The 20,599-nt window shown below is 51.5% G+C and carries 13 protein-coding genes; 3 read left to right on the plus strand and 10 right to left on the minus strand.

The genetic code is table 11. The annotated features are described in order from the left end of the window. Positions 1-60: 60 nt before the first annotated feature. The 7 genes from ACNQKP_RS11375 to rpmI form a co-directional block, all read right to left on the minus strand. Positions 61-948, minus strand: a complete 888-nt coding sequence (locus tag ACNQKP_RS11375; RefSeq protein WP_417864839.1) for a mevalonate kinase — start codon at positions 946-948, stop codon at positions 61-63. Next, positions 938-1,918, minus strand: coding sequence for a diphosphomevalonate decarboxylase (mvaD, locus tag ACNQKP_RS11380; protein ID WP_011164107.1), 981 nt, complete (start codon positions 1,916-1,918; stop codon positions 938-940). Before mvaD ends, ACNQKP_RS11375 begins: the two co-directional genes overlap by 11 nt. Then, a complete protein-coding gene (locus ACNQKP_RS11385; protein WP_417864840.1) occupies positions 1,915-2,814 on the minus strand; it encodes a hypothetical protein in 900 nt (299 codons plus the stop codon). The genes mvaD and ACNQKP_RS11385 overlap by 4 nt, the downstream gene beginning before the upstream one ends. 9 nt (positions 2,815-2,823) lie before the next feature. Further along, a complete protein-coding gene (locus ACNQKP_RS11390; protein WP_011164105.1) occupies positions 2,824-4,140 on the minus strand; it encodes a hydroxymethylglutaryl-CoA reductase, degradative in 1,317 nt (438 codons plus the stop codon). Next, positions 4,137-5,180 carry a type 2 isopentenyl-diphosphate Delta-isomerase gene (gene fni / locus ACNQKP_RS11395; protein WP_038448927.1) on the minus strand — a complete coding sequence of 348 codons (1,044 nt, stop codon included), beginning with the start codon at positions 5,178-5,180 and terminating at the stop codon, positions 4,137-4,139. Before fni ends, ACNQKP_RS11390 begins: the two co-directional genes overlap by 4 nt. Before the next feature lie 49 nt (positions 5,181-5,229). Then, positions 5,230-5,577: a 50S ribosomal protein L20 gene (rplT, locus tag ACNQKP_RS11400; RefSeq protein ID WP_011164103.1), complete on the minus strand. Its 348-nt coding sequence runs from the start codon at positions 5,575-5,577 to the stop codon at positions 5,230-5,232. Positions 5,578-5,643: 66 nt separating this feature from the next. Next, complete coding sequence (rpmI, locus tag ACNQKP_RS11405; RefSeq protein WP_011164102.1) at positions 5,644-5,835, minus strand: 50S ribosomal protein L35; 192 nt, start codon at positions 5,833-5,835, stop codon at positions 5,644-5,646. Between the two features lie 329 nt (positions 5,836-6,164). On the opposite strand from rpmI, the gene ACNQKP_RS11410 reads away from it, so the two are divergent. The 3 genes from ACNQKP_RS11410 (at position 6,165) to ACNQKP_RS11420 (ending at position 17,294) form a co-directional block, all read left to right on the plus strand. Then, positions 6,165-14,654: a CUB domain-containing protein gene (locus ACNQKP_RS11410; protein ID WP_417864841.1), complete on the plus strand. Its 8,490-nt coding sequence runs from the start codon at positions 6,165-6,167 to the stop codon at positions 14,652-14,654. Between the two features lie 31 nt (positions 14,655-14,685). Further along, the gene (locus tag ACNQKP_RS11415) at positions 14,686-15,708 is read left to right on the plus strand and encodes an alpha/beta hydrolase (protein ID WP_038448925.1); all 1,023 of its coding nucleotides are present in this window, start codon (positions 14,686-14,688) and stop codon (positions 15,706-15,708) included. A 98-nt stretch (positions 15,709-15,806) separates the two neighbouring features. After that, positions 15,807-17,294 (plus strand): acetyl-CoA hydrolase/transferase family protein, encoded by a 1,488-nt coding sequence (locus ACNQKP_RS11420; RefSeq protein ID WP_417865070.1) that lies wholly within the window; start codon positions 15,807-15,809, stop codon positions 17,292-17,294. Position 17,295: 1 nt separating this feature from the next. Here the strand turns inward: ACNQKP_RS11420 and dtd are convergent, their stop codons facing one another. From dtd to thrS, 3 genes are all read right to left on the minus strand, one after another. Further along, positions 17,296-17,733, minus strand: coding sequence for a D-aminoacyl-tRNA deacylase (gene dtd, locus ACNQKP_RS11425; RefSeq protein ID WP_417864842.1), 438 nt, complete (start codon positions 17,731-17,733; stop codon positions 17,296-17,298). A gap of 126 nt (positions 17,734-17,859) precedes the next feature. After that, complete coding sequence (gene infC, locus ACNQKP_RS11430) at positions 17,860-18,456, minus strand: translation initiation factor IF-3 (protein WP_038448920.1); 597 nt, start codon at positions 18,454-18,456, stop codon at positions 17,860-17,862. 150 nt (positions 18,457-18,606) lie between these two features. Further along, complete coding sequence (thrS, locus tag ACNQKP_RS11435) at positions 18,607-20,571, minus strand: threonine--tRNA ligase (protein WP_041583513.1); 1,965 nt, start codon at positions 20,569-20,571, stop codon at positions 18,607-18,609. Positions 20,572-20,599 lie beyond the last annotated feature (28 nt).

Genomic DNA, 20,599 nt, shown 5'->3' on the forward strand with positions numbered 1-20,599 from the left:
GGAATAGTGATCTATTCCAATACTAACGCTTTGTAGGCAGAAAAAACAACCAGGCACCTTTTAGCAGGGGATCAAATGAGATTGGATTTCTGCCGGAGGCAGTGAGGTCCACAGGGACAAGACATAGCCGCCGCCGCCAGAGCCAGTTGGTTTTACAGCCAGGGCGCCTTGTTCTTTGAGCCAGGCGATGTGTTTTGCGGGTTCGCCTTCGTTCAGGTCCCACTTTTCAAAGCAGTCACCTGCCAGGGTCAGGGCTTTTGCCAAAACTGGCAGGCCTGTTTTTTCATCCATCTTCAGGGCTGTTTCCAAGATGCCCACGGCTTCAGCCATCTGCTGGTCGATCTTTTCACCCACAGTGGGATTTTTCAGAAGCAGGTCTTTCACCTTGTTCACAGCATCCACGGTGACACCGCGTTTGCCAGAATAGGAGATGTACCAGTGCGGTTTCCACGCCGGGGTCAGAGGCTTCTTTTCGCCATTGCGAACAAAACGCAGACCTTCACCACTTAAGGCAACGGCGATATCAACGCCGCTGGATTCGCCATGGAAAAGGTTTTCCAAGTTGCGGGCGAATTCATAGTAGTCCTCTTCAACAACATACCCCAGATATCCCAACCAACGGGTCAGGGCCACACAAAGGGCGGCGGAAGCGCCCATGCCCGCCCCCACAGGAATGGAGGATTCCAGCAACAAGGTGCCTTTTAAATCGGAGCGTTTAATGCCTTTAAGCTCGCACGCCTTTTCAAGCACGCCCCACACCAGCAATTGCAATTCTTTGCCGTGATCCCCGACCAGACGCAGTTCCAACGGCTGCTCGCCGCGGGAATAACTTAAATCCAGATTGCGGGACTGGATGGGAAATACCACCGCCGGCACACCACGCAAAACCGCGTGCTCACCAGCTATGATACATTTACCAAAGGCTTTGCAGGTGAAATCAATGGACATTGTCTTTCACACCTTCAAAGGCCATGACCTTGAAGTCCTTTTCAAAATGCTCACGATACTGCGCGAACTGTTTTTTCTGATCATGACGGAACAACAAGTGCACGTTGGCACCCGCATCCATGGTCACCAAAGGGCCATCTTGCCATTTGTTCCAAAACGCCTGGCAATCTTCCAGAACCTTTTTGGATCCATCGTTCATATAAGTGAAAGACGGCGTGCTGGTTTCAAACAAACGGTGCATATCGATGAATTCATCCCAGACGATCTGACGCGCGATATGCCAGTCATTGAACTGCAAGGCCATGCTTAGGTCTTTCAAGCGCAATTCCGCACGCTCTGGACGACCCGTGAAACGCGGGCTTGTGGTCACAAGTTTGTGCGCCTCAGAACTGGAAACCTCTTTTTTAGAGTCTTCGACAATCACCACCATGTGGTGCAGGTTTTTGACTTCAAACGCCATCGGCTCGGCGTATTCATGCTGCCACAACGCCCACGGTGTGAACAAGGAACGGCAGGAAGAACCCGAACCCTGGCGGGAAAGCTCGGAAAGATATTTTTTATCCGTGCCCCACGGCTGTGGGTTGATCTGCTGGAACATTTCCGCCGCCGCCAAAGTCAGGGCCGCAAAGCTGGAAGCCGAGCTGGCCAGACCGCAGTCTGATGGGAAATTGTTCGCGGACTCAATCAGGAAACTTTGTTTTATGCCCCACTTGTCCTTTAGATTTTGCAGGTGCTTGATAAAGCGCTGCTGGCCTTTTTCAGACAATTCAATTTTTTGCAGGTCTTCACGAACCAAGGGCTTCCACTGATCTTGTGCGCCGTCGACTTCAGTCAGGCGAACATAGGTGCGCAGGTTTTCCAAAGTATAGGACAACGAACCGTTGGTCGGTTTATTGCCAGAGCCCTCAATTTTACCCATGTACTTGATAAGGGCGATATTGGATGGAGCAGATACAGTCACTTGTTTCATAGACTACCTCGGACCTGAAGTCCGGACGAGATTTTATCAGAGGATGAAAGCACGGACAGGCCCTTGCTTTCACAGTAGGCTTTAACACCTGCAGTTTCACCTTTGGCCGTCACAATCGCCATCACATCCACCCCCAAAGCGCCACAACCTTTGGCGGCTTTGACTCCTGGAATTTGACGGATGTCAGACAAAAGTTTTAGCGTCGGTTCACAGGTGAAATTCAGTTTTAACAGTTCTTGGGCATAGGCTTTGATCCCTTCGACAAAACGAACACTGTCGATTTTGTCGAAAGCTTCCCGGATCGTCAGCATGGCGCTTTCAAGCCCTGCGGTCGGGAACACCGGCAGCGTGCGCAGATGTTCGTGGGTCGCAAGCTTGTTGCCGGTATGAACCAGCAACAATTCCAGATCCTCAAACGGCCAGTTGGTCACAGAGATCATCCCACTGCGCTTCTCAAAGAAGGTCATCGACCCCTTTAATTGTGCTACCAGATCCGCGCCACTGGGTCGCTGACCCTGCCCGTTCCAGGCCACGTGATAGTACACTTCAAGCATGTGTTTGAAGTCGAGATACTTTTCCATGTCCATTTGATGGGCTTCTCTATAAAGCCACATCGCATAGACGGAAAGGAACTGAGCCGTCGAGGCCCCAAAGCCACCTTTGCCGGAATAAGCATCACGGAAAGTGATATCAAAATTTCTGAAATAACCCCGGTGTTTGCTCATGAAAACCCCGGCAGGGCTTTCCGGATGAATGCCCAGAACATCGCCCTTGCCACGGGAGATTTCCGTTTCAAAGCAAGGCTGCGAAAGGAAGAACAGTGTCGGCCCTTCCGCCAGCGCCAGATATTCACCAGCAATAAATGTTTTTCCGGGAACGGAGAAGACCAGCGACAAGGTCCGCTCCTAGGAATGATGTTGAGTCGTGGAGGCTGGGGTTTTCTGAGCCGCACGAAGTTCTTTCAGAACGTCGATGGCATTGCTCAGGGATATGCGCTTGCGAATCGCCAGAATTTCTTCCAGCTTCTTCTGAACCAGAGGAATTTCTTTTTCCTCGGCTCCTGCACCCAAAGCCAGGTTTTTTGTGTGAAGCTTCATGTGACCTTCGATGATACCCACCGTGGTCAATGCCTTCAAAGCACCCAGGTTCTGCACCAAGCCCACCGCCGCAACAATACGGGACAATTCATTGGCAGATTTGGTGTCCAGCATTTTCATGGAAAGCATCGCGGTTGGATGCAAAGTCGTCACACCACCTACGGTGCCCACAACCAGTGGTGCTTCAAACACGCCCACCAGGCTTTTGCCTTCACGGTACCAGCGAGTGATCGAACGGTACTGACCATCACGGCAAGCATAAGCATGAATACCCGCTTCCACCGCGCGCCAGTCGTTGCCGGTTGCAATCAGAATCGGATCAATGCCGTTTAGAACACCTTTGTTGTTGGTGGCTGCACGGTACGGGTCCATTTGCGCGAACAAAGAAGCTTCTTCAATTTTTTCTGCCAACTCAGGCTCGATGTCATCAATGCGCACAACCGCGCGAGTGACTTTGGAATCCACCAGATTGGACAGGATGCACATGGTGACTTTTTCACCGCTGAACTGCTCAATCGGCTCTTTCAGGTATTCGCACACCTGATTGATGATGTTAGCCCCCATGGCATCGCACGGGTCCATCAGGATGTGGATCACGGCCATATCTGAGCCGTCACCGCGAGGCACACGGCGCACTTGCAGGTCACGCACTCCACCACCACGACGAACCAGACCGAAGGCCACTTCACGGTTGGCCGCTTCGATCAGGTAATTTTTCTGAGCCAGGATTTGTTTTTCAAAATCCGCAAAGCTGCGGATTTTTGCCAATTGGATCTGACCGATGATTTCGTTTCCGATCACTTCGGTGGTGATAGAACCGGATTCACGGATCCATTTGGCCGTTTTAGAGCACGCGGCCACGATAGAGGTTTCCTCCACCGCCATAGGAACGACAAAGTCCTTGCCGTCCACGCGCATGTTGGTGACAACCCCCAGCGGAAGCTGGAAGTAACCAATCACGTTTTCAATAAACTTTTCACCCAAAGAAGTGTCTTTCAACCCACCCTTGGCAAGATAGTCAGCTTCGGCTTCGTTCAATGCACCGACTTCTTTAAGTGCTTTCAGACGTTCTTCACGAGACAGTTTGGAGAAACCTTTAAAGATATCCTGAAGTTGTTTTGTCATTGAATCACCTTCTTGCTTTGGAGGTCTTTCAGATTGCGGCTGCCCGTGCAGAACATAGTTACTTTCAACTCTGTTTCCAACTGGGTCAGCAGTTTCTCAAGGGCCTCATCGCCCTGAAGAGCCGCTTCGAGGAAAGGTTTTGCAACCCCCACCTTTGAAGCTCCCAACGCCATAAGTTTACCAATTTCCAATCCATTTCTCACGCCGCCCGATGCCCAGAGCTGATACTCTACCCGGGCTTCGATGGCATTCAGCATGCTTTGCTTCGTGCTGATGCCCCAGTTGGCGAAAGTTTGGGCTACGTGATAAAGCATGTCGGATTCCTCCGAACGATAACCTTCCACGCGGCCCCAGTGCGTGCCACCCTTGCCGCTAACATCCACACCGTAAATGCCGGTGCTGGAAAGTCGCTTCAGGGTATCGACAGAAAAACCACAGCCGGTTTCCTTCACAATCACCGGCACGCCAGCCAGTTTTACCAGATTTTCAATCGCGGCCAGGCCGTTTTTGAAATCAGTCGTGCCTTCGGGCTGCAAAGCCTCTTGCAAAGGATTCAGGTGGACGAACAAAGCCACGGCTTCCGTGGAATCAATCAGTCGGCGGATTTTATCAATCGGCGACTTGATGAGCTGAGCGATTCCAATATTGCCAAGCAAGCGGGCCTTCGGTGCTTGTTTGCGCACGCGAGCCCATTCTTCGGCAGCATTGGAATCTTCCAGTTCACGACGTTGAGAGCCAACTCCCATCAGAATCTGACGGCGGTCGCTCAGACGCGCCAAAGCTTCATTGATCTCCCGGCCCTTTTCGTGGCCCGCAGTCATTGAAGAGATAAAGATCGGAGAAGAAAGTGGGATGGACTCCCCGGAAAAAAAGAAAGAGGTCGAAATGTCGACCTCTTTAAAGTTCAGATCAGGCAAAGCCTCATGAATCAAAGTGATCGAGTCCAATCCGTTTTGTCCATCGGTCTGGGACCTTGGATCCAGCGCAATCCTGATATGATCACGCTTTCTTTTTTCAAACTGACTATTGGACTCGTCCATGGGGCTAAGGCTCCTTTAACAGAGCTTTGCTGTACTTTTTAGCTTTGGCTTATGCCAAAGCGTGTTTGCAAAGTGCAGTGAATGCTGCTGCGTCGTTGATTGCAAGGTCAGCCAAGATTTTACGGTCAACTTGGATGCCAGCTTTAATCAAGCCACCGATCAAACGAGAGTATGTAGTCCCGTTCAAACGAGCTGCTGCATTGATACGTTGATTCCACAAAGTGCGGAAGTTACGTTTGTTAACTTTGCGATCGCGGTAAGCGAAAGCCATACCACGGTCATTTTTCTCTACCGCGTGGATGTACGCGCGAGAACCCGCAGAGTAGTAACCTTTTGCTCTTTTAAGAACTTTTTTGTGACGAGCACGATTTGTTTTACCAGATTTTACACGAGCCATTTTGAACCTCTATTACGCCACGGACTTAGCCGGGCACCGAAAGACATTAATTTTAAAATTTAAAAACTAGAATACCAAACAACGACGAACTTGAAGCATGTTCGCGTCTTCAACGTATGATGTTTTGCCTAGTTGTCTTTTCGTCTTAGAGCTCATGTGAGAGTTCAAGTGACGCATGCGAGTGCTTTTTTTCTTAACTTTACCGCTTGAAAGAACTTTCAAACGCTTCTTAGCGCCAGAGTGAGTGCGCATTTTCATATAGATACCTTCCACCGATAAGGCGTTCTTCCCGAAAGGGAGGACTCTTAACCATTGCCTTAGACAGTCGTAAATACGGACTCACTGTTTTAGGGTGAAAGGTGGGGGAAATCAAGCTTTTTGAGGACTTAGTGGTTTTAGCTCCATTTAAGAGACATTCTCATATTATACTCGCAAAATCGCGGTCATTACCGCATTTTAATTGCCCCCGAAAACAGCCCTATTTCCGCGAGGACCCAGCGGAAAGGCTGGTGTTTCCAAGAGTTTATTGAACATTTTCCCCCAAAATGGGGATTTAGTTTCATTCACGGAAACCCGAAGAACCTTCCATGAATTGTACGTTTCTTAACACCATCTACCTAACCCAACAGGCGAAAAGGCTTCTTCTTTCCTTTTCCCTGATGGTTTTGGCCGGGTGTTCTCTGGAACTGCAAATCGCTGCTGAAAACTCCACCCCCACCACCCTGAAATGGAGCAGCGATTCCCTGGGGCAGCAGGGTCTGCTAAAGGCCGAGTGGATTCTTCCTGAAAAAGCCGACATCAAAGAACAGCAGGTTCTCTATTTCCGAGGTGACTCTTGCGCCACCCCGATTCTGCCGGTAGCCAACGTCGGTCCCGCTGAAACATCTCACCTTCCGACCTTCACTCCCGAAGATGGCGTCGAGTACACTTTCAAGGTCTTCGTCCTGTCTAAAGACGGCAGCGTTGCTTCTTCATCTTGTTCGAACCCCATCACCTATTTTGGCGCCTTTTCCATCGAAAGCCTTTCTCAGTCCATCATCAATGAAGGCAACGTGACGGCTGCCCCCTTCAAAGGAACCTGCCTGCTGGGATCCTCGATCGAGTTTTCCGCGGCCGCGACACCTTTGCTGATCTTCACCTGCAGTGACCGTCAGTGGACAAAGAATCTGGATTTCAGCTCTTTGCCAAACTTGTACAGCGGCGACTTGATCGCCACTGTCACTGCCCCTGGCGGCACACCGAAGGAGTACCGTCTGGCTATCACCAAAGACGTGGTGCCTCCGACGATCACTCTGAATGCCCTGTCCACCATCACCTCTGTGAATCAAAATGCTTACACGGTCAGCGGCACCTGTTCTGAAACAGGCCGTAATGTTTCCGTCACCGCAGGAGCCGTGAGCGCCGAAGTCGTCTGTTCTGGCGGAACCTATTCAACGTCAATGAACCTTAGCTCGCTATCAGGCACGTCGGTTGTGGTATCAGCAACTCACACGGACCCCGTCGCAAATACGCGCACAGCCACATCCACCGTCAGCCGCGATGTCACGGGGCCTGCGGTGAACTCTTTGGCTCTGAATAACGGCGATGCGGCAACGAATTCGCTGAGTGCAACTCTGAACAGCTCGGTCACTGATGCCGCAGAGATGTATCTGAGTTCGGTGGCTGCTTGTACCGGAGGAAGCTGGGTCGCCTACAATGCGGCAGCCCCTTGGACTCTGACAAACAGCAATGCCACAAACACGGTGTATGCGAAATTCCGCGACAGCCTGGGTAACGAATCCCCTTGTGTCAGCGATGATATTCTTCATGACAATGTCGCTCCGACTCTGGCTTTCACACTTCCTGTTTCCGGCACTATCATCAATTCCGACAATGTGAACGCGTTCACGGTCAGTGGCACCTGTTCTGAAAACAACCGATCTGTGAACTTTTCTGGTCCGGGTGGATTCACCGGAACGACAATCTGTACAGGCTCAGCCTTTTCCGCGATCCTGGATCTGAGCGCCCTTCCACAGGGAACATTCCAGCTGACGGCTTCCTTGAATGACGTTGCTGGAAACTCCAACACCGCAAACTCGCCAACCTACAACAAAGATACACAGGCTCCGACGGGAACCCTGAGCATTAATTCAGGCTCAGCCACAACCAATGACCTTGCTGTTTCCCTGGGACTGACAAGTGCGGATGCGGCGGAGATGTATGTCACCAACACCGCAGGTTGCGCCACGGGCGGTACTTGGGAATCCTTTGCCACTGGAAAATCATGGACGCTGCCAACGGCGGATGCCCTGAACACTGTTTACGTTAAGTTCAGAGATGCCGCAGGCAATTCTTCTGTCTGTTACGATGACAGCATCACTCACAACAGCACGGTGCCGTCACTGTCGTTGGCCTCCCCGGCCGATGGCAGCTTTGTGAATCTTGCCAATGTTTCAGCCTTTGTGATTTCCGGGGCCTGTTCTGAGGATGGCCGCCCGGTTGAAATTTCTGTGACGGGCCAGTCTGCCACAACAGCAACATGTTCCAGTGGCACCTGGACTAAAACTCTGGATCTTAGCACTTCAGCCCAAGGGGATCTGACGTTCACTCTGAATCACTCGCGTGCCAGCGGCGCGACGGCCCCGACGGTCACGAAAGTCTTTGCCAAAGACACAGTGGTTCCGACAGTGGACAGCTTTGTCATTAACAATAATGATGCCTACGCCACCAGTCTCAGCGCCACACTTGCAAGCACCACCACTGACGGCGTCCAGATGTATGCCACAAACACGGCTCTGTGCCTGAATGGCGGCACCTGGGAAACCTACAATGCCAGCAAGTCCTGGACACTGCCGACAGCCAACAATACCAATACGATTTATTTCAAAGTCCGCGATGTGGCCGGGAATGAATCTGACTGCGCGTTTGATTCCATCATTCATGATTCCGTTTCACCGACGGTCACGCTGACTTCTCCGGTGGCCGGGACCTTTATCAATTCATTGAATCAGACAGCATTGAACCTTTCCGGCGCCTGTTCTGAAAACGGTCGTTTGGTCAACCTGACCGTCACTGGTCACGCCGGAGTGACCGGATCTGCAACTTGCACCACGGGTTCGTGGACAGCTTCTTTGGACTTCAGTTCTTTGGCCGATACTTCTGGCACTCCATTCACAGTGGTCGCCTCTCACAGCCGAGTCAGCGGCAACAATGCCACAGCATCATCAACTTATCCGAAAGACACCCAATCCCCGGGAGCTGCGACAATCACAGGGGCTCCGACAGGAACCAACTCCACCAGCACACTAAACATCACTGTCGGCGGCACGGATATCACTCACTATCGTTACTTTATAATTGCTCCGGGCGGCACCGAGGTCTGCACAAACAGTACCGCTTACACCGGGAGCGATATTCCCGTAGCCACAAAAATCACCGACACACTGACGGAGCAAGGGGCCTATAAGCTCTGCGTCTTTGGTCGCGACACTGCAGGCAACTGGTCCACGGCAACATCCCAGGCGACTTGGACAAGGGATACTCAAGGCCCTGTCATCCTGACTGTGGATGCCACCACCGCTGATGGCGTGTATGGTCCGGGTCAGTCTGTGCAGGTTCGTGTGACGTTTGATGAAAATGTAACCGTCACCGGAACTCCGCAACTGACCCTTGAAACTGGCACGACCGACCGAGTGGCCAACTATTCCAGCGGCTCCGGCACAACCCAGCTTCTGTTCACCTATGTCGTTCAGACCGGTGATGAAACCCCGGATCTGGATTACACCAGCACGACCGCCCTTGCCTTGAACGGCGGAACAATGAGGGATGCACTTAGCAATAACGCCACCCTGACACTTCCGGCGCCGGGAACGGCGAATTCTTTGGCAGGAACCAAAAATATCGCCGTGGAAGCTTACTCAAGTCCTCTGGCCAAAGCCATTCTAAGCAACACACCGATGGGAGCGGATTCCAACGACACTCTTAACATCACTGTGTCGGGATTGGATGTCGTTTCTTATAAATACAAACTGGGATTGTCCGGATCTGTCGACTGTTCCACTTACACGGATTATTCAGCTGAAATTCCGGTGGCGACCCCTATTACGGACACCATCAGTGCGCATCCGAAATATTCGTTCCTGAAAATCTGCGTTCTGGGTAAAGACAGCACAGGAAAATGGCAAAAGGCTTTCGCCGTCACACAGGCGCAATGGCACTATGTTGAAAATCTGCCATCCTTCAATCTGTGCGGAACCGTCAAGTCCTCGACGGCTCCCAAAGGGCGTCTGTATGACTCCGGCGGGCCGACCGCCAACTACAGCGACAATGAAACTATTGCCAACTGCTATTTCTCGATCAATACAGGTACGGCGATTTCCGCCACTGTTAGCTACGACACTGAAAACAACATCAGCTATGATTTCCTGAGACTGCGTGAAACGGGAGCTGCTGGAGCAGTGATTTTGGGCCCAGTGGCTGGCACCGTCACCAACACGGCTGTCAACTCGACCTCCGGCACTCTTTATGCCGAATTCAAGAGTGACGGCTCCGTGGTGGGTGCTGGTGTGATTCTGGTATGGGGAGGAGCCCCAAATCTGACGCCCACCATGACCCTTACTAACGTAACAAATGCGACCGTGAATACCGTTTACAGCCGTGTTGCGGCTGCCTATGGCCTTAGCACAGCCACTGTGTTCTCGGTTTCAGGTTATGACTCGGAAATTCGCAATGTCACAACCTCTTCCGACTTCTCAAGTTCTGTGCTTGTGAATCCTGGAGATGCGGTTGAAGTCCGCATGACTTCACCAAATGCGACAGACCAATACCGACTGGCCCATGTTCGCGCCGGCGATGCCAGCTATTACTGGATGGTGGCGACTCCACTGCTGCCAACAACCGTGACTCATGTTACTGCCACAAATCCTGATGGCACTTATAAGCCGGGCGACAACATCGACATTCAGGTTGTCTTCACAAAACCAGTCACGGTTCTGGGTACAAACCCGGTCATGACTTTGGCTGCCGGTTCCGGCGTGACAGCCTCATATCTGAGCGGCAGTGGATCCACAGAGCTGATCTTCCGTTATACCGTGGCCTATGAACACAGTGCTGCGGACCTGGACTATTCATCAACCACATTAACCAATGCCGCTTCCATTAAAGATGCCATGGGCAGCAATGCCACCGCCACGCTACCAGCTATTGGCTCAGCAAATTCCCTGGCCGGAAGAAAAAATCTGGTTATCGAAGGTTACCCGTTTGTAGTCGCCACGGCCAGCAATGTACCGGCTTCCAACAACAGCACGACCACTCTGGATGCCACGGTGGGGGGCGCCAATGTCGTATCTTACAAATACAAACTTGGAACATCCGCAACCACGGACTGTACTGTTGCAACCGGATATGGATCTGAAACAGCCATTTCATCCAATATCACTGCTGATCTTAGCGTCTTTGCAAATGAAAGACTGAAACTTTGTATCCTGGGTAAACACACCAATGGAACCTGGCAGGCTCTCTGGCACCCAACGGAATATCAATGGGACCGCTACAACGTACAAAACTTCTACTCACTGTGCTCAGCAACAGCCTCGACGGCCACAACCGGGTTCATATATGACTCCGGCGGCGCGAGCGGTCTGTATCAGAACAACGAAAACTGTCAGTTCGAGATCAATACGGGATCTCCAATCAGCCTGACCTTCACGGCCTTCAACACGGAAGCCTCCTGGGACAAACTGAGCGTCTATGACGGAACAACCGCAGGAACTCTGCTGCTGAATCAGGTCAGCGGAAGCTCTATTCCAGCAACACAAACTGCCAACTCCGGTAAAATGACAATCAAGTTCACCAGTGACGGCAGCGCGACTCGTGACGGCTGGGTTGCCTATTGGGGAAATCCAGGCCCGATCCTGACAACACCACCGACTTTTGCGAAAATTCATAATGCGGCTTTGAACACCCGCTACGCCACAGCCAATACAACCATCAGTTCCCTGAATCAAACCGCCATCGCCACAGTCACGGGAGCAGATGCGCAGATTCGCAATATCACAACGGGAAGCTACTGGGGTGGGTCTGTTGCAGTTTCTAACGGTCAAGTCATTCAGTTGCGCATGACGTCCCCTGCCGCCAACGCCCAAACCAACACAGCCACCGTCACCATCGGTAACGCGGTCAGTACGTGGGAAATCAGCACGCCATATCCACCTCCGACTCCAACGCTGACAGGATATCCGGTCGGAATTTCAACAACGTCGACTTTGAATGTGACTGTCTCTGGGTTCCGTGTGACTCAATATAAAAAGGCGATCATCACTTCCGGCACTTGTGCTGCTGCAACATACTCGGCGGCTTACAACACTTCCACCAACATCACCGACAATATTTCGGCTTTGCCAAATGGACCGGTGACGTTGTGTGTGCTTGGTGGTGATGCCACAAACTTATTCCAAGCAGCGGCCGATGCGGTTTCTGTCAGCTGGACCAAGGATTCCATTTCAGCAGTGAATATCACCAGCACAAGAATGAATCGGGTTCAGGAGGGTTCGGGTCCCCGAACAATCAATGTCAGCCTGACTCCGGCAAAAAGCTATGATGTGACCACCTATTACAAGATCACCGGCGATGCCGTGAATCCGGACCACCATGACCTGAGTTCAGGTTTCATCACTTTCCCGGCGGGCTCCACGACCGCCACAATCACTGTCAACTTCCCTGACAACAGCCTGGTGGAAGGCGAAAAACTATTGAATCTGCACTTCACCCACACCGATTCGCCACTGGCGACCATGGGCGACAACTATCAGGCTCAGTACTTTATTGCGGATGATGAAAAGAATCTGAAAGCCTCCCAGCTTTCCATGGCCCGCGGCCACCAGTGCGCGATCATGGAAGACTCGTCCCTTCGATGCTGGGGTACAAACATGTACCGCCAGATTGATGGTTCGGTGAGCGACTTCAAGGCTTCTCCGTTCGTCATCAACATTGCGGGTGTGACTGGCTACCGAAGTGTTTCAACCGGTGAATTCCACACTTGCACCGTCACTCTGGACAACCGCCTGTTCTGCTGGGGTAACAGCAGCGACGGTCAAGCTGGCGGCGGAACCACGGGGAATCAATGGTCGCCACTGCACGTGGACAACGCGACGACCTATCTTTCCGTCACATCCGGAGACTATCACTCTTGCGCCATCACGACGGCCAACAAGCTGAAGTGCTGGGGCAAAAACGACTATGGCCAGTTGGGTGTGAATGATACCACCCTACGCACGTCACCGACTGATGTGGACAATGCTAACTCTTACAAATTTGTCCATGCCGGCTCCCGTTCCACCTGCGCTATTCGCAGTGACGACAAGCTGTTCTGCTGGGGCAGCAACGTTAACTATCAACTGGGTGATGGGTCAGCAACAGCCCGTGGAGTTCCGACGGCCATTGACGCCGCCGAATCCTACAAGTCCGTGGCTATCGGATCAAAACATGCCTGCGGTATCACTCTGACCAACAATCTGAAGTGCTGGGGTACGAACAACTATGGTCAGGTTGGTGACAATGGTGTCACAACAAGGACAACTCCGGTTGCCGTCTCGGGCTCAGAGGTTTACAAAACTGTTTCCGTGAATGATGACGGCAATATCGCAACAGCCCGTGGTTTCACCTGTGCCATCACATCCAATGATGTTTTGCAATGCTGGGGCTTCAATTCCCTGATACAGCTAGGGAACGGAACTTCCAACATGCAGTACGTCCCGGCCACATCGGATGCGGGTACAGCCTATGCAGCAATTCAGATTTCTGCGGCCCGTGCCTGCGGCATCACTCTGACAGGAGCTCTGAAGTGCTGGGGAAATCTGCTGGGCGACAGCTCCCCGCAAAGTTCTTACAGCTATGGAAGTGGTAATGCCCGCCATCAGTATGCAGAAAAAATGACCAAAGCGTCCGAGTGGACCTTTGACACGCTTTCCGTCTTTGGCGCTGATGCCATTGACGACCACTATTCAGGAACTTGTGGAATATCCTCCAACAAACTTTACTGCTGGGGCTCGATGAAAGCGACGGAAGGTCCTTTTGGTGACGGTTCTCAAACCGATGCACGTCGCCCAGCCCCGGTGATGATTGATCCAAGCACAAATTACAGCTACATCCACACCCGCAGATCTCATGACTTCTGCGCCATCACCAGTGCGGGACAGATGAAGTGCTGGGGTATCAACAACTACGGCGAACTGGGCGAAGCCGCAGCCGTCAGTGCGACTGTTCATACTCCGACCGTGGCAGACAGCACCACCACCACCTATACGAAAGTGGTTTCATTTAATCATGCGACCTGCGGCATCACCACCACTGGTGTCCTGAAATGCGCCGGCAACAATGACAACGGCCGCCTGGGACTGGGAGACACCACAGCCCGCACCGGATTCACTGTCGTCGACAGTGGCGTCAGTTATAGCGACATCGAAATGGGCATGACTCACACTTGTGGGCGAACGACCACGGGTGTTTTGAAGTGCTGGGGTAGTAACTCTCAGGGCCAGATCGCCAAAGCCAGCGGCACCTCTGCCTATTATCTTCCAGATGTGGTGGATTCTGGCGTCACTTATACGAAGATCGCCACGGGGTCTTTCAACAGCTGCGGCATCACCTCTGCCAACAAGCTGAAATGCTGGGGAGCCAACTTCCTTGGGCAACTGGGGGATGGAACAAGCGCAAGCCGTTACACCCCGACTGCGATTGATGCTTCGGCTGATTATTCGGATATTTCCATGGCGTCGGGCCATACTTGCGGCATCACCGCCGGACAAATCAAATGCTGGGGTAATGCGACCTATTCCGGACTGGGAGCGCCCCAATATACGGGAGGCCACACGGTCTATATGAGCCCAATGGTGGTGGATGGCGCCAACACATACACCAAAGTGTGGGCTGCGAACTCGTCCACGTGCGCTAAAGCCACGTCTGGCGAAGTGCGCTGCGTGGGTCGCGCTTACGGCGGAAACTTCGGCTATGTAGATTCTGCCGTTTTGATGACTATCGGCAGCGGAATTACCAAGATCATCTACACGCCAACATTCATACACAAGTGGCAAGGCTATTGACCTGACTTGTGAACGTGGCAGAATTTCATACATGATTAACCATGAAGTTCTGCCCAATTACCGTTCCTATGAAACCCCACAATTCAAAATCGAGACTTTAAAAATCGAAAGCTCGATTCTGAGATCAAACCCGCTGCAGGATCCAGCCACCCGCTTCAACCCGGTGCTGGTCCCACATGTGCCAGGTCCGTGGCCAGTGGTGGTGATTTTAAGCGGCTTTACCAGCAACGCCCCTTTTAACTTCAATGGCAAATTCAACGAAAAGAACCCGGTGCAAATCATCAATGAAGCTGCGGCCCGTGGTGAAGCTCCGCAGGCGCTCTATGTCTTTGTCGATGCCCTGACCACCTGGGGAGGGTCCCAGTTCATCAATTCCAGCGCGGTGGGAAATTACGAAGATTATATTATGCAGGAGCTGATCCCGGCCGTGAAAAAGCACTTCACAGTTTCTGACCAAAAGTCAGACTGGTGTGTGACTGGTGGATCCAGCGGCGGTTATGGAGCGCTTCACCTGGGATCAAAATATCCTGACACCTTCGGCGTGATTGCAGCGATTGCTCCGGACTCTTTCTTTGAAGCCAGCCTGCTTTCAGAATTCTACCAGACGGCCCCTCTGTGGGAAAAGTATCAGTCAGGACTGAAAGCCCTGGAAGAACTGCGCAATGGCAGACTGACAAAGATGCGCAACTGGCACACACTTTTAAATGCTTTCGGCATGGCGGCTTGTTATGCACCGAAGGGCGAGCATGGCGACTTCCACTTTCCGCTAGAAAAAGACGGCACAAAAAACTCTGCCGTGTGGAAAACGATTCTGGAAAAAGATCCGCTGCACTTTTTGCCGCAGCGCTTGGGTGCTTTGAAAAACACTGCGGTCTATCTGGATGTCGGCAACAAAGACAACTTCCATCTGCAGTATGGATGTCGGCAGATTTCTGAGCTGTTCAAAAAAAATAGCATCACTCACGATTATATTGAATTCGATGGGAACCATTTTGATATTGGTGAAAGACGAATTGAAGTTTGGCGCTGGCTCTCCACCCAATGGCGGAGATAAGAAAAGCACTGAGTGTCAATTCATCGGAGCCCTTGATTTTTAGTCTCTCCTCTTCCAACGTTGTACTTTAAGAGATGATGTTGGAAGTGAGTGATACTATGCACCCTGAAAGAGTTAAACACGGCGAACTAAGCAAAAAAATCATGACCGCCCAAGAGGCGGCCGCCTTCATCAAAGATGGAATGGTCGTCGGCGCCAGCGGCTTCACCAAAGGTGGCGACAGCAAAGTCGTACTGAAAGCTCTGGCACAGCGGGCCTCTACAGATCCACTGAAAATCACACTGATGACCGGAGCTTCCCTGGGCCACGGCATTGACGGCCGCCTGGCCGAAGCCAAAGCGCTTTCGCGCCGACTGCCTTTTCAGGCCGATCCCATTCTCAGAAACAGCATTAACTCCGGCGAGGTTATGTTCGTCGATCAGCACTTGGGTGAAACTGCTGACCTGCTGGCGAACGGCTTTTTGCCTCCGGTGGATATCGCGGTGCTGGAGGTGGCGCAGGTTCTGGAAAATGGTCACGTCCTGCCCACAACTTCCGTTGGCAACAATCTGGCCTATGCCCAGCACGCCAAACACATCATTCTGGAAGTCAACGTCACGATCCCACTTGAAATTCGTGGCTTCCACGACATTTTCTATACCGGTCTTTCCCCGCACCGCTCGATCATTCCGGTGACGGATGCCGGATCGATCATCGGCACTGACACCATGCCAATGGATCATGAAAAAGTGATCGCCATTGTCTTTTCTGATGCTAAAGACAGCCCGGCAGAACTGGTCGCACCCGACACAAAAACCAGCGCCATTGCCGGTCACCTCATGGATTTCTTCAATCACGAAATCAAAATGGGCCGCATGACTCCGTCCCTGCACCCGCTTCAGGCCGGCATCGGCAAAGTGGCCAATGCCGTTTTAAGCGGCTTTGTTCATGGGCAGTTCGAAAACCTGACGATGTATTCGGAAGTCCTGCAAGACAGCACCTTTGAACTGATTGATTCTGGCAAAATGACTTTTGCGTCAGCCTGCTCTTTGGCGGTTTCGCAAAGCTGCTATGAAAAGTTTTTTGCCAATCTGGAAAAGTACCGTGGCAAAATTCTGCTCAGACCACAGAACATCAGTAACGCGGCTGAAGTCATCCGCCGTCTGGGGCTGATCGCAATCAACACCGCCATCGAATTTGATATCTATGGCAACGTCAACTCGACCCATATTGCCGGATCAAAAATGATGAATGGGATTGGTGGTTCCGGGGACTTTGCCCGAAACTCTTACATGAGTATTTTTGTGACTCAGGCGGCTTCCAAGAACAACACCATTTCACACGTGGTGCCGATGGCATCGCACGTGGACAGCAACGAACACGACGTCGACATTCTTGTCACAGATCAGGGATTGGCGGATTTGCGTGGACTGGCGCCGCGTGAGCGCGCCAAGGTCATCATCCAAAACTGCTGTCATCCCGAGTTCCGGGATGCTTTGAATGAGTACTATCAAGAAGCCCTGGCTCGTGGCGGTCAGACCCCTCACGTGCTGAGCAAAGCCCTGTCCTGGCATCAGAAGCTGCAGGACACAGGCAGCATGAAATAAACTATACTTCCAGCAGCAACGTCACCGGGCCGTCATTCAGCAAACTGACCTTCATGTCGGCCCCGAATATACCGCCTTGGGTTTTTACGCCTTGAGATTCGCTGAGCACCAGAGCCTTTTCATAAAGTTCTTTGGCGCGATCCGGAAGTTCTGCTGCGATGAAGCTGGGACGATTGCCTTTGGAGGCATCCCCCAGCAAAGTGAACTGCGACACGATCAGGTGCTGCCCGCCCACGTCTTTCAGGGACAGGTTCATCTTGCCGGTTTCATCCGGGAATATTCTTAAAGCAAGGATCTTGGTCATCAGCTTTTGCAGTTGTTCTTCACTGTCGCCCTTGGCAACCCCCAACAACGTCAAATAGCCTTTATCGATGGAGGAAACCAACTTTCCATCCACAACAACGGAGGCATTCTGAACTCTTTGCACTACGGCTTTCATAGGGGCTCCTGATAAATCAGATTCTAAAAAAACAAAACCCACATTCTTCAACGTGGGTTTGATTGAACAAATTGTATCAGCTTACTGGTTCGATGCAGCGCTTCGGAAAAAGTAAGCAGGTACCTTTTACTCTTCGTCGTCTTCTTCGACTTCTTCAAGTTCAGCAAGTTCTTTGGTGTCTTGCTTGGACTTGTTCGGGTGAAGTTTCTGGTATTCTTTGATCTTGAGCGGGTCTGGACCCAGCATCAGGAACATGTTCTTACCTTCCATCTTCGGCTGAGATTCAACCAGTGCCAGATCATCAACGAAAGCGATGCACTTTTTCATCACGTCCATACCCAATTCCTGGTGGGCCATTTCACGACCCATGAAACGCAAGGAAACTTTCACCTTGTCGCCTTCCAGAAGGAAGCGGCGGGCGTGGTTCATCTTGGTTTCAAAGTCATGCTGATCCGTGCGAGGACGCATCTGGATTTCTTTGATTGTCACAACAGTCTGTTTTTTACGGGCCGCAGTGGCTTTTTTCTTATTCTCGTACTTCCACTTGCCGTAATCCATGATTTTACAAGTGGGAGGAGTTGCTGTTGGAGCAATCTCAAGAAGATCGAGGCCTCTATCTTCAGCAATGCGTAACGCCTCAGGAACTGTCATCACGCCCAGCATGTTACCTTCATCATCGATAACACGGATCTGTTGCGCGCGAATCTCGCGGTTGACTCTCAATGAGTCTTTAGAGTCTTTTTTGTTGCGATCAAAGCGACCGCCACCTCTAAAATTACCTTCAAACTTGCTAATGGTAAACCTCCACTGGCTTACACTCCGGCTTCGCCGGAGTAATTTAAGTTAAATTCTAGCGTCGCTTAAGTGCGCCGTCTAGTTTGTCGTTGCAGACTTCGCAAGAGAGCTCTGCAAACTTCTTGTTTTAATATCTGTCGTAATCAAATTCATCACCTGATCCACAGTCAGACCTTTGTGTTCTGAACCGTCTCTCAAACGCAATGAAACCGTTCTGGATTCAGCCTCTTTATCCCCCACAATAATCATGTATGGGATTTTTTGCAGCTGCGCCTCACGGATTTTATAATTCAACTTCTCGTTACGGCGGTCAAACTCAACGCGAACGCTGTGTCCTTTCAAAGAGTTTTGCAACTCTTCGCAGAACGAGTTCACACGGTCCGTCACGTTCAGGATCGCCACTTGCACTGGCATCATCCACGGTGGCAGGTGACCTGCCGTGTGCTCCAGGTAAACGCCGATAAAGCGCTCCAAAGAGCCCAGGATCGCACGGTGAAGCATCACTGGACGGTGCTCCTTGTTGTCCTCGCCCGTGTATTTCAAATCAAACGCCTGCGGAAGATTTGGATCCACTTGAAGTGTACCCAACTGCCAAGGACGATTCAATGCATCGACGAACATGATATCCAACTTAGGTCCATAGAAGGCCCCGTCCCCTGGATTCAGCTCAAATGGCAAATTCAGGGATTTCAAGGCTTCCGCCAAGGCGCCCTCTGCCATATCCCAGTATTCCTCACTGCCCATACGGTTGTCCGGACGAGTGGAAAGGAAGATCTTGTAATTGCCCATGCCCAGCTTGTCGTAAACACGATTCAGCAGGTTCATGAACTTGGCGATTTCCTCCTGCAACTGATCCATGCGGCAGAAGATGTGCGCGTCGTCCTGACAGAACGTACGAACACGGGTCAAACCGTGCATGGCACCCGATTTTTCATAACGGTGCAAACGACCAAAGTCCGCCATTTTGATAGGCAGATCACGGTAAGAATACTTCTCAGAGTTATAAAGCAAACAGTGAGAAGGACAGTTCATTGGTTTGGAAGCAAAATCACGCTCATCCACTTTGGTGAAGAACATGTTTTCTTTGTAGTTCTGATAGTGACCGGAAGTATGGAACAGGTTCACGTCGAAGATCTGCGGCGTGATCACTTCCTGATACCCTGTTTCGAAATACAGCTCACGCAGATAAGTCTGCAAAGAGTTGTAAACCGTCGCACCCTTACCCGTGAAGAACGGAGAACCCGGAGCCAGTTCGTTGAAATAGAACATGCCCAGTTCTTTACCCAGTTTACGGTGATCGCGTTTTTTGGCTTCTTCGATGTTGTGAAGATATGTTTCCAGATCTTTCTTGTCGTTGAAGGCTGTCGCGTACACGCGCTGAAGCTGGGCGTTTTTCTCGTCGCCTCTCCAGTAAGCCCCCGCCACGCTCAAAAGTTTGAACGCTTTGATCTGGCCTGTGGACTGGATATGAGGACCGCGGCACAGATCAAACCAGCTGGTGCCGTTAAAGTAGATGCCAACAGTGGTCTCGCCTTTTTTAGCCAGGTCCTCGATCAACTCAACTTTAAAGCGTTCGTTCATGCCCTTGAAGGTCTCGATCGCTTTTTGAATCGGCCAGTCTTCACGATGAATTGGCAGATCCTTGGATACGATCTCAGACATCTTCTTTTCGATTTTCTCGAAGTGCTCTTCCGTGAAGGCAAACGGAGAATCAAAATCGTAATAGAAACCATTGTCGATCACCGGACCGATAGTCACTTTCACTTCAGGCCAGATGTCCTGAATCGCCTGAGCCATGATATGCGCGCAGGAGTGACGAACAACCTCAACTGATTCAGGAGATTTTGTGGTGACCAGAGCCACCTTCGTTTGATCTTTCAAAACGGTGCGAAGATCAGAGATTTCAGTTGATCCGTTCAGTTTTGCACCCAGAGTTTCTTTGGCCAAGCGAGGGCCAATGGACATCGCCACTTCCAGCGCTGTCGGTTCATGGTCAAAAACCTTCGTAGAGTTATCCGGCAAAATAATTGTAATTTGTGACATTAGCGTGCTTGCACTCCGGCCTGGCCGG

This window comes from Bdellovibrio bacteriovorus (assembly GCF_048286975.1).
Lineage (GTDB): Bacteria > Bdellovibrionota > Bdellovibrionia > Bdellovibrionales > Bdellovibrionaceae > Bdellovibrio > Bdellovibrio bacteriovorus_H.